The following is a 9,972-nucleotide window of genomic DNA, read 5'->3' on the forward strand; positions in this document are numbered from 1 at the left end:
GCCATAAAAAAATCCCCTCCAGATAAAACAGTATTGAGTCCATCATATCAGATGGACTCTTTTTTTACTGTCTACCTATAGGGGATAATACCAACCCAGACAAATGGCAGATAACGTATTATATTTCATGCTCCAAACAAAGTAAAAGAATCCTATCATAAAGAAGGATTCTTTTACTAGGTATTCTGTTGACAAATGAGCAATCTACGGGAATTGAGTCTCTCAATACTCAATTCCTTTTTATGTTATACCAAAGCAGACATAGTATTCAAGTACGAGTACAACATTTTGAAAGTGTAACATGAAATCTATTCCTCATCTCCGTACAGACTGCTTCTATTTCTTGTTCGTTGACACTCCTATAACTTTAGCTAACTTGTATATGCTATCAGGTTCTGTACAAAATAAGAAAGCCAGGAACTGCAGTAAACAATATAGATTTTCTTTTTCAAACGTCCTTTCTTAAATGGCAGACAAAAAGGTGACTCTCAAATGGGAATCACCTTTTTTGTTACGAAATAATATAGAATGATACCGTTTATTCTACATATAAACCAATTGCTGCCACAATTGTTTCCGAAGCGTATTCCCATTTACCATCTGTGAAAGCCCCTAATTGTTGGCCGATTTGAGATAGAAGATCTGGCGTAATCGGAACACCAAAATATTGAGCAATGATTGCACCAATAGGTGCTGTTATTTTTGTCCATCCACCACTATCAATTTTAATTTCTCAATTTTTGATTACCCCATCTTCTTTTACAAAGCGATAATAGACTTGATCATCTAAACGAAAGCTTAAATGATGTGAAATTTGACCATTTACGACCGTTTGATTGCCTAGTTTCGAAATGTACGCTGGTTTCACATTAAATTCATGGTCATACTTTTAATTTTTTAATTTCAGGTCCTAACAAAGCAGCTTGAACCGCCTTATCAAGATTATTCATAGGAATAGCATCTAGATTTTTCGTTTGTTCAATAAATTGGGGTGAGAATACATGAGATGCTTGTACGACTTGTTGCGTGGTCGTTTCTTTTTCTGCAGCAAATGCGAATGTGGATGAACCTGTTACTAACATTGCTGCTAAAGCTGTAGCACTGATTACCTTATACCGTTTCATACTTATATTCCTCCTCTTTTCCAAAGGAGATTTTGTCCTCCATATCAATTTTTAAGGAGTGATTCTCATTGACAGAAACACTACGTATAGAAAAATTAAACACGTTTTTGCCATTAGCTTCTTTAGAAGCTCTCCCTGCAGAAGAACAAAAAATGCGTCTTCAATATTGGAAAGAACATTTCACCAACAAAGAAATTACCGCGGGTTTAGGCACGTATAATAGTAAACTATACGAATTGTACAAAAAACATGAAATTCCACTGCAAGGAACAGCGCATCTAAAGCGAAAAGGAAAAAAACGAACCCCATCCAAAGATGATACTCCTATTGTTTCACAACAGTGCAAGACTACCGAACCAGTCCAAATGCAAACAATTGTACCCACCATCCCAATGCAAGAGGTACCCGTGATTCCACAATTCGAACCAACAACACTACCAGTAGAACCAATAGAATCTGCTATTCTAGAATCCTTTCATATCCACTATGCGGGATGCCAGTCAAAATAAAAAATCATCCACCAATTACAAGCCCTTGCTACTTTGTTAGAAGAGGCATCACATGAACAGTATCAATTCTCAATTCAAATTGATACGCCATCTTTGAAATAACACAGAAAAAACTCTCTTATATTTTGATAAGAGAGTCTTCCGGGTAAGTATAGCATAAAATATTTAATACATAGCAGAGAGTTGCTTGAAATAATTGTAACACGAAAGACAAGAAGGCGCTTCCTAAATTTTCGTATCCTTCTGCATAAAATACCGTTTATAGGAGCATACTGTTATCCATCCATGATATGTATTCCATTCTGAGTAGCAAATAAATAGCTATTCTTTTTTTCTGTCTGGTGCCCTTATCATAATTTAAATCGCTGATCCCTTTATGTTAAGATACAGAATATTTCTGTATTGTTTCGAAAACAGCCGATACAATACTTTGTATATACTGATGCCATTCCTCCAGTTGAATCAACAACGTTTCTCTTTTATATGCTGGCATATCTCGTATCGCCTCTGTAGAGAGCGCTTTTATTTCTTTGTAGGCTTCTGAACATTCAAATGCGTGTGTCTCTGTATACGCCAATTTAGGAAATGGATTCCGCTGTCCCTGTTTCTGTCTTTCCCATTATTGTACGACATATTGAATCAATAACTCTTTATGTACTTTTGAAAATGCTATTTTATCAATCCATTTGGAAGACATACGATGTTTCACTCCATTTCTATTTAAACATTCTGCCCCGTTGCATGATTTTATCTTACTATTCAGATTTTAGTAATACATAAACAATGAGATCCTACACTTTCTGTTGACTGAAATGGATAATCTCAGTTGTTGAAAGTTAGAATTTGAAATGGTGTTGTTGGGAAGGATATAAATTTTCTGTTATGATGAAATAAATATACCTCACAAAATATTGGTATAAAAAGGAGGATGTATGTATGGAATGGCAAGAAGTAAGAAATGCATTCCCGAATAAATGGGTATTATTCGAAGCAGTCCAAGCATTTACAACTGATCAAAAAGAAAGAGTTTTAACGAAAATTGTACCAATTGAAACATATAGTGAGCCTTTAGCAGCCATGAATGAATATAAAAAAATGCAACAAAGTCATCCAAACCGTGAATTATATGTACTTCATACAAATCGTGAAAAACCAGGTATTATTGAAAAAACATGGGTAGGAGTTAGGCGAGCGTGATTCATTTAAAAATAGAAGATAGATTGTTGTTATGTTCCATTAGAATGAAACATAACGGAGAAATACTACATCTTGAACGTGTATTAGTCGATACTGGGTCTGGAGGAACGATTATTTCATCTGATAAAGCGGCATCTGTAAATATCGTACCAGAGGCTAATGATAATATTTATCGTGTTCGTGGTGTAGGAGGATCAGAATTTGTATATACTAAAATAGTTGATGAAATCGAACTTGGATTTTTGAAAGCAGAAGGATTTGAAACGGAATTTGGTGCTATGAACTATGGTTTTGATTTGGATGGAATTATTGGATTAGATTTTCTACTTGAAGTAGGGGCTATTATTGATTTAGAAGCAAAACAAATTTATCAGAAAGAAAAATAATAAAACCAGCGTATCAATGAATAATTGATACGCTGGTTTTATTATTATGTGTATTAACTTTAAGTGCACTTATTGGTTAATAGGGTTCTTACAATACTTTTTTGCAATTGCACTAGCCATATCAATTGCTCGTTGCAATACCGCGTGTTTTGACTTGAAATCTACCAGTTCAAAGCCAAATTCTTCGTTAATTTCAAAATCATTAATTGTAACAAAACTGTATTCTTCAGGAATTGACTTGTTATCTGAAATTAAATGAAACGCATAAGAAGTATCAAAACATAATAACTCGATTTTGAATGTATTTAGTGTACTAGCTTGACGGAATTGATAATACTCAACGGGGTATAAATAATCCCCTTCATGATGATAATTGAAGTCCTTTGAAAAATTCATCATTAACAATCCTATGTAGTTTATTAAAAACTTTTATTTAAGTAATTTGTCATAGGAAAAATCTTTCACTGGTAAATAATCATATCTATCCATCTTTTCTTGATTTGATCTTTGGGAATCAAAAGAAACAAGTAAAGAAGAAATCAAAGTCATTGAGTAAAAGATACTCCGTTTGCAAATTTTCCTAAGTAAATTAAATTCCTAAATATTGAGAGGATGAGTATAATATGAAAATGGTTCAATCTTTTATGGCGTCGAAAGTTGTTTTTGCTGAAACTAACAGTGGTGCTTTAGTGAACATTACAATCACTGGTCCTCAACCTAAAAAAATAGCGGTGGAACTCTCTTATTTATATCTTTTAACGGTGAAAATATGATGGAGATACTTCCAACCTTTCGACCAATCAATATAACAAAACTGATGACAAGAGCAGAAAAAGCAGAAATACAAGAAGTAATAAATCAATACCATCCTACTACATCTAAACAGCTAGAAATACGTTAACATGATATAAAATTATTAATTGAAGTATCCTTCTCAACATGTAAAAGTATTTATGATTAAGTTAATGAATTTTACAAAACTTACAAAATGTTAAACTTATAAAAGCCATTGATATGTAGTAATCAATTTTATAAATTATGAAGAATTATAAGCTTAGTTTTACAAGAATTAATAAATAAAGTAAATATTTTGCAAACAGCTTAGCAGGAATAGGAATATATGCTGCTAGATAGTGTGAGGGAACGGATTCATGCACGTGGTATTTGGATACCGTATAGAGAAGTAAAGATGTACTTTGCACGTAAAGGGGCAAATGGTATCGGAAATAAGAAAATGAGTTTGAAAGCATATGGAATATTCATTATTCTTACGTATATATGATAAGAATGTGATAGTCTATAAGTAACATGGCATACGTATAGAATAATTTGTGATTGACGATATGTAAAAGTAAGAATGTGGAGGGAAGAGAAATGGAAGCACAGCGAGTAATGCAAGAAGAAATGCGTGAAAAAATCGAACCGCTTCTAACTTTCATCATAAAAACAGAAAAATAAATGGTATCTGTGCCGCTAGTAGAACAAATTTTTCTTTGTGGTAGTGATTCAGAAGTGTTGCATAGTATACCAGTAGCTGCACTTATACAGGGGTGGACCACAGCTCTGAAGAATTGATCAGTCATCTATTAAAAGAGGAAGAAAAAATTTCGTATACAATTGGTTATAGAAAAACAAGAGAAATAAATGAGCGGATTTTATAAATAGGAATCGTGCGAAAAATAGACCATTTAGGACGGATTGTCATACCGAGGGAAATAAGAAGAGTGCTGGAAATAGAGAAAAAAGACTGGGTAGAAATATTTGTAGAGGGAGAATCGATTATTTTGCAGAAATATCAGGGAGATGATGTTTGCCCCATCACAGGAGAAGTATCTTTCCAGCATATTAAGCTGGGAGATGGAAAGTTGACGTTGAGTCCAGGAGGAGCAAAACAGCTTATACAGGAATTAGAACCATATCTTGTAAGAGCCTAAGAAGAAGGGGGAAGAAATCGTTGGAAAGAAAACCACAAGTACTACAGGAGAAAAGAACAAAAGATATGGTATCCTTTCAGGAACAAGTACTACAAGAAGCAGTACAAAGAAAAAAGAACATGACAATGATTTTAGTAAATGGATTTCATATCAAAGGAACAATAACAGGGTATGATTTATATTCGATTTTGTTAGAAGTGGACGGGAAACAACAGCTCGTGTATAAACATGCTATTTCAACAATCCCATTATAAAAGAAACAGAAGCATGAATCTGGATGATTTCATGCTTCTGTAGAATGATAGACAGATACATATTTAGTTGTTTACAGCTTCTTTTAATGCTTTTCCAGCTTTAAAAGAAGGTACTTTTCTGGCAGGAATGGTTATGGATTCTCCAGTTTGTGGATTGCGTCCTTCTCGTGCAGCACGTTCTCGCACTTCGAATGAGCCGAACCCGATTAATTGTACATTGTCTCCATTTTGTAGAGCTTTTTGAATGGATGCGAATACGCTATCTACCGCAAGACTGGCTTGTTTCCTTTTTAGTCCTGTTTGTATTTCTACTTTTTGAATTAATTCTGTTTTATTCATCAGGCACCTCGTATGATTGTTGTTATGTGAATCTTAGTATAAATCGAAAAAGAGAACGGTGCAAGATAGTTTGGGAGCTTTTCATGATAGAACCGAAAAATATGAAAATCTTGTCAAAAAAGAATGGAGGAGAAAAAAGAGCATGAACAATGTTTTTCACACAGAGCGAAATGATTTAGAACGTATTTCAGAAATGCTCAAGGTATTAGCACACCCTGTTCGTCTCCAAATGGTCCATCATTTGTTAGAGAAAAAAGCTTTAAATGTTACAGAATTACAATGGTATTTCGACCTACCCCAATCCACTATTTCGCAACATCTTGGTAAGTTAAAATTGCATAAAGCAGTGGCATATGAGCGAAAAGGATTAGAAGTATTTTATCGAGTGGACGATGAAAAAGTGAAACAAACGCTGCAGATATTGCTAGGCTAAACAGATAGTTTCGTTTATTTGTCTGGTCATGTGCGGATAAAAATAATGATCGAGGAGGGGTATTCTTCTATGAGCGGAAATGCACATTGTAATTATATAAGTCCCCGTTAAAAAATCGACATATCTACACGTTGAATACGACTAAGGATCGCTTCAGGATTTTTTATTAATAGATTCTGTAAATTGATAGATTGAACTCATCAAATGATCCATTGTTTCATGGTAACAATTTGCTAACACATTTTCTTTTATTACCTTCCATATACGTTCAATCATATTTAAATTAGGAGAATATGGCGGTAAAAATAGCAAAGTTAGACGACGGTTGTTTTCTCGCAAAAAAGATTTCAATTTTTTAGCATGATGATACCTTGCGTTATCTATATAGGTCCTCTATAAAATATCATCACGTATAAATTGTGTCTGGATACCCGATAATGTTTGTAAAAAACATGAGGGGAGAATATATGTTATGTCATATAAAATTCAAAAATTAAATCGTTTCACAATATCAGATTTACGCAAATTAGAGAAAAAAGGAAAACAAGCTTCTTGTCAAAGACGTATTGCAGCCGTTCGAATGGTCATGGAAGGATATACAATGGTGGATGTAGCACATATACTTGGGATGCATCGTCAAAGCGTCGCTAGTTATGTAAAGAAATTTAAAGAAAATGCAATCGAGGGATTACTTACTCGTAAACAAATTCCTGGGAAGAAGCCTTATTTAATTAGAAAACAACAGGAAGAATTAAAGGAACTCATTTTAAACACAACTCCAGCGGAGTTGCAATACGGTCAAGAGTCTTTTTGGAATACACGCAATATTCAATACGTCATCAAAGAGAAATTTTTGATTTGTATGTCACGTGAAGGGATCCGAAAAATGTTGCATCGGATGAATTTTTCCTATACAAACGCTACTTATGTATTGAAAAAGACAAATAAAGAAAAGCAAATTCAATTTCAAACGCAATTAGATGTGATAAAAAAAACCTAATCGATGAAAATACTGTACTCTTATATCAAGATGAATGTCACTTTAGAGATAGTCAAACTGTACATGCTACATGGTTTGCAAAGTGGAGAAGATGCGCCAAGTTCTACATGTATCCCGAAGCGGATATTACAAATGGAAATATCACACCAAAAGCCCCAGGCAAATACAGAGAAAACAAATAGCCAAAGAAATCCACCGCATTTTTCTAGAATCGCGTTGTTTATATGAAATTCCGAAAGTAACGTCTGTTTTACGCCAAACAGGAAAGCAAATCTCACAAAAAACAGTGGTGAGAATCATGAAAGAACAGGGCTTACAATCAAGAACTGTAAAAAAATATAAAGCTACTACAAATTCCAAACATTCTTATCCGATACAGGACAATGGATTAAATCGTCAATTCAAGGTAGAAAAGCCAAACCAAGTTTTGGTAGCCGATATTACCTATGTATCGACGAAAGAAGGATGGTTGTATGTAGCAAGTCTGATGGACTTGTATTCTAGGAAAATTGTGGGCTGGCATGCTGATCGAGGAAGTCAATATGCTGCCCATGATTATCAAAAACAATTACAACAGTATGGAATGCAAAGTAGCATGAGCAGAAAAGGGAACTGTTTTAATAACGCTTTCATTGAATCATTCCATGGTGTCTTGAAAAAAGAACTTATTTATCAGCAACAATACGTAACACGTGCGCAAGCACAGCAAGATATTTGGGAATACATTGAAATTTTCTATAATCGTAAAAGAATTCATTCAGCGAATGGTTATTTATCTCCGATAGAAAAAGAACATCTGTACGAACCGGAAGCTGCATAATTAAATTTATCTTTGTCTATTTTATTGACTTAATATCATATTTTTTGTGTAGACACTATCTAAGCTTTTCCAACATATCATGGTTGTGTGAGACAAAGATGAGCCTCTTTTGAGAATGTCTGTTATGAACAGTCAAATAAATCATTGTTATATCTCGGACAAAATTATACACTCGTATTGTATATACATAATAATATCTGTAAAGAGGTGTACGCTATGATTCATATTTTACTTCCTACGGAAGAATCAACTGCTGGATATTAACTTATTTAGTAGCTAGTAATCGGTAAAGTTCTTTATATGCTAAAAAACGGTTCTGATGAAATTCTAAAGAGGACATATATAGGTTTTAGGACAGGCTTCCTCCTTTGGAGAGTCTGTCTTTTTGATCATATACATGACTTCTATTCCAGTAATCACCTCTCTAGCTATTTTGACCTGGTCAAGAAAAACTGGAACGTACATGAGGGTACACAATCAATTTTGAATATTTGTAAGGAGTCACTCCCTCTAATAAATGGCTACATGAGTGAATGCTGGGCGTTTTGTCTTATATTTTCTAAGGTGGGAAATACACGTATTACAATAATTGTCGTCATTCATTGGGTGTCCAAAAAAAGAGAAAATTACTTGGCGATTTTTTGAAGATTTTTTATTCTGCACGATTGAATATAATGAATTTACAGTTTAAGTGAGGTACAAAACATTGAATAAACGACATATTTTCATGGGTGCTGTAATGAGTAGTATTGTATTACTCTCAGCATGTGGAACATCATCAGACAAAGTTGTCACATCTAACGCTGTTGATATTACAAAAGAAGAGTTCTACACTGAAATGAAGCAAAAAGCTGGTAAGCAAGTACTACAAAACATGGTTATGGAAAAAGTTTTTATGAAAAATTACAAAGTGGACGAAAAAGAAGTAGACAAAAAGTTCGATGAAACGAAAAAACAAGTGGGTGATCAATTCGATACCCTATTGAAACAACAAGGTATGAAAGAAGAAACATTAAAAAATACGCTCCGCGCCTCATTAGCTCAAGAAAAAGCGATTGAAAAAGCAATTACGGATAAAGATCTAAAAGCAAAATTTGAGGACTACAAAAAAGAAGTGAAAGCAAGTCAAATTCTTGTAAAAGATGAAGAGACTGCTAAAAAAGTGAAAGAGAAGCTTGCTCAAGGTAAATCTTTCGAAGAATTAGTGAAACAATACTCTGAAGATACAGTTTCAAAAGAAAAAGGTGGCGACTTAGGATTCTTCGGACCAGGGAAAATGGGAAAAGAATTCCACGAAGTAGCTTATAAGCTAAAAAAAGGGGAAATAAGCGAACCGATAAAAACAAAATATGGTTACCATATTATTAAAGTAATAGATACAAATGCTGATAAAACTTTCGATCAAACAAAAGCAGATATCAAGAAAGCATTAGTTCGAGAAAAATCAAAAAATCCTGAATTTATTAAAAATGTAATGATGAAAGAAATAAAAACAGTTGATGTACAAGTTAAGGATACAGATTTGAAAAACCTTTTCGAAGAACCCAAAGTTGATACGAAAAAAGATGAAAAGAAATAATAGGAAAACGGAGGTTGTGGAGAAGATCCTCTCTGCAGCCTATGTTTGTGTTAAAATCTTTTTTTATGTCAACACAATATATTCAATACCTGGAGAACCTTCATTACCCCAAGTATCAAAAACGTTGTTTTTGAACTTCCGACTGTCAAATAGACAATGAAAATAATAAAATTTTTCGCTTTTAAAAACCTGTCTAAACTCTAGGATATAATCTATAGAAAAGGAAGATCCCATGATACACAATTTGTGCAATGAGTAAGAACAAATTATATCTATTCGAATATAAAGATGGAAATTAAAATGGCTTTACAGATCATCTACAGGAGATAACGTACACATTTTTCTTTTGTGGTGCAGTTAAATTTCAGATTAATCTATCTAGTAGATATGCTAGTGA

At 33.7% G+C, this 9,972-nt stretch carries 15 protein-coding genes and 1 pseudogene; 12 read left to right on the top strand and 4 right to left on the bottom strand.

Features of this window, described 5'->3' with window-relative positions:
• Positions 1-538 precede the first annotated feature (538 nt).
• Positions 539-1,130, bottom strand: a pseudogene (locus F3I02_RS16985) (methyltransferase).
• Between the two features lie 62 nt (positions 1,131-1,192).
• On the opposite strand from F3I02_RS16985, the gene F3I02_RS16990 reads away from it, so the two are divergent.
• The 3 genes from F3I02_RS16990 to F3I02_RS17000 all read left to right on the top strand — a co-directional run bounded on the left by F3I02_RS16990 (position 1,193) and on the right by F3I02_RS17000 (position 3,216).
• Entirely contained in the window at positions 1,193-1,633 is a 441-nt protein-coding gene (locus F3I02_RS16990) for a hypothetical protein (RefSeq protein WP_230876855.1), read from the top strand.
• Positions 1,634-2,569: 936 nt separating this feature from the next.
• A complete protein-coding gene (locus tag F3I02_RS16995) occupies positions 2,570-2,830 on the top strand; it encodes a hypothetical protein (protein WP_061657687.1) in 261 nt (86 codons plus the stop codon).
• Positions 2,827-3,216 carry a retropepsin-like aspartic protease gene (locus F3I02_RS17000; protein WP_196478212.1) on the top strand — a complete coding sequence of 130 codons (390 nt, stop codon included), beginning with the start codon at positions 2,827-2,829 and terminating at the stop codon, positions 3,214-3,216. Before F3I02_RS16995 ends, F3I02_RS17000 begins: the two co-directional genes overlap by 4 nt.
• 69 nt (positions 3,217-3,285) lie before the next feature.
• On the opposite strand, the gene F3I02_RS17005 is transcribed toward F3I02_RS17000, so the two are convergent.
• A complete protein-coding gene (locus tag F3I02_RS17005) occupies positions 3,286-3,612 on the bottom strand; it encodes a hypothetical protein (RefSeq protein WP_098424952.1) in 327 nt (108 codons plus the stop codon).
• 227 nt (positions 3,613-3,839) lie between these two features.
• On the opposite strand from F3I02_RS17005, the gene F3I02_RS17010 reads away from it, so the two are divergent.
• From F3I02_RS17010 to hfq, 5 genes are all read left to right on the top strand, one after another.
• On the top strand, positions 3,840-3,989 hold the full coding sequence (locus F3I02_RS17010) for a hypothetical protein (protein WP_196478213.1): 150 nt from the start codon (positions 3,840-3,842) through the stop codon (positions 3,987-3,989).
• Positions 3,986-4,117, top strand: a complete 132-nt coding sequence (locus F3I02_RS34445; protein ID WP_269061764.1) for a hypothetical protein — start codon at positions 3,986-3,988, stop codon at positions 4,115-4,117. Before F3I02_RS17010 ends, F3I02_RS34445 begins: the two co-directional genes overlap by 4 nt.
• 219 nt (positions 4,118-4,336) lie before the next feature.
• The gene (locus F3I02_RS17015; RefSeq protein ID WP_230876856.1) at positions 4,337-4,498 is read left to right on the top strand and encodes a hypothetical protein; all 162 of its coding nucleotides are present in this window, start codon (positions 4,337-4,339) and stop codon (positions 4,496-4,498) included.
• Between the two features lie 379 nt (positions 4,499-4,877).
• Positions 4,878-5,150, top strand: coding sequence for an AbrB/MazE/SpoVT family DNA-binding domain-containing protein (locus F3I02_RS17020; RefSeq protein ID WP_196478220.1), 273 nt, complete (start codon positions 4,878-4,880; stop codon positions 5,148-5,150).
• A 20-nt stretch (positions 5,151-5,170) separates the two neighbouring features.
• On the top strand, positions 5,171-5,404 hold the full coding sequence (gene hfq, locus F3I02_RS17025) for an RNA chaperone Hfq (protein WP_196478214.1): 234 nt from the start codon (positions 5,171-5,173) through the stop codon (positions 5,402-5,404).
• Positions 5,405-5,467: 63 nt separating this feature from the next.
• On the opposite strand, the gene F3I02_RS17030 is transcribed toward hfq, so the two are convergent.
• Positions 5,468-5,743: an HU family DNA-binding protein gene (locus F3I02_RS17030; RefSeq protein WP_196478215.1), complete on the bottom strand. Its 276-nt coding sequence runs from the start codon at positions 5,741-5,743 to the stop codon at positions 5,468-5,470.
• Positions 5,744-5,885: 142 nt separating this feature from the next.
• On the opposite strand from F3I02_RS17030, the gene F3I02_RS17035 reads away from it, so the two are divergent.
• Entirely contained in the window at positions 5,886-6,176 is a 291-nt protein-coding gene (locus F3I02_RS17035) for an ArsR/SmtB family transcription factor (RefSeq protein WP_196478216.1), read from the top strand.
• Between the two features lie 153 nt (positions 6,177-6,329).
• Here F3I02_RS17035 and F3I02_RS17040 read toward each other — a convergent pair whose 3' ends face one another.
• Positions 6,330-6,527 carry a transposase gene (locus F3I02_RS17040; protein ID WP_196478217.1) on the bottom strand — a complete coding sequence of 66 codons (198 nt, stop codon included), beginning with the start codon at positions 6,525-6,527 and terminating at the stop codon, positions 6,330-6,332.
• A 121-nt stretch (positions 6,528-6,648) separates the two neighbouring features.
• On the opposite strand from F3I02_RS17040, the gene F3I02_RS17045 reads away from it, so the two are divergent.
• From F3I02_RS17045 to prsA, 3 genes are all read left to right on the top strand, one after another.
• Entirely contained in the window at positions 6,649-7,176 is a 528-nt protein-coding gene (locus tag F3I02_RS17045; protein WP_196478218.1) for a helix-turn-helix domain-containing protein, read from the top strand.
• A gap of 91 nt (positions 7,177-7,267) precedes the next feature.
• Positions 7,268-7,996 (top strand): IS3 family transposase, encoded by a 729-nt coding sequence (locus F3I02_RS17050; RefSeq protein WP_196478219.1) that lies wholly within the window; start codon positions 7,268-7,270, stop codon positions 7,994-7,996.
• Between the two features lie 727 nt (positions 7,997-8,723).
• Positions 8,724-9,575 carry a peptidylprolyl isomerase PrsA gene (gene prsA / locus F3I02_RS17055; RefSeq protein WP_196478221.1) on the top strand — a complete coding sequence of 284 codons (852 nt, stop codon included), beginning with the start codon at positions 8,724-8,726 and terminating at the stop codon, positions 9,573-9,575.
• The last annotated feature ends 397 nt before the right edge of the window (positions 9,576-9,972 follow it).

Source organism: Bacillus sp. SRB3LM (genome assembly GCF_015712745.1).
Classification (GTDB): domain Bacteria; phylum Bacillota; class Bacilli; order Bacillales; family Bacillaceae_G; genus Bacillus_A; species Bacillus_A thuringiensis_K.

Excerpts from the sequence above, each read along its gene's own strand:
- F3I02_RS16995 (WP_061657687.1), top strand. The coding sequence starts at position 2,570 with ATGGAATGGCAAGAAGTAAGAAATGCATTCCCGAATAAATGGGTATTA.
- F3I02_RS17005 (WP_098424952.1), bottom strand. The coding sequence starts at position 3,612 with ATGAATTTTTCAAAGGACTTCAATTATCATCATGAAGGGGATTATTTA.
- F3I02_RS17010 (WP_196478213.1), top strand. The coding sequence starts at position 3,840 with ATGAAAATGGTTCAATCTTTTATGGCGTCGAAAGTTGTTTTTGCTGAA.
- F3I02_RS34445 (WP_269061764.1), top strand. The coding sequence starts at position 3,986 with ATGATGGAGATACTTCCAACCTTTCGACCAATCAATATAACAAAACTG.
- F3I02_RS17015 (WP_230876856.1), top strand. The coding sequence starts at position 4,337 with ATGCTGCTAGATAGTGTGAGGGAACGGATTCATGCACGTGGTATTTGG.
- F3I02_RS17030 (WP_196478215.1), bottom strand. The coding sequence starts at position 5,743 with ATGAATAAAACAGAATTAATTCAAAAAGTAGAAATACAAACAGGACTA.
- F3I02_RS17035 (WP_196478216.1), top strand. The coding sequence starts at position 5,886 with ATGAACAATGTTTTTCACACAGAGCGAAATGATTTAGAACGTATTTCA.
- F3I02_RS17045 (WP_196478218.1), top strand. The coding sequence starts at position 6,649 with ATGTCATATAAAATTCAAAAATTAAATCGTTTCACAATATCAGATTTA.
- F3I02_RS17050 (WP_196478219.1), top strand. The coding sequence starts at position 7,268 with ATGCGCCAAGTTCTACATGTATCCCGAAGCGGATATTACAAATGGAAA.
- prsA (WP_196478221.1), top strand. The coding sequence starts at position 8,724 with ATGGGTGCTGTAATGAGTAGTATTGTATTACTCTCAGCATGTGGAACA.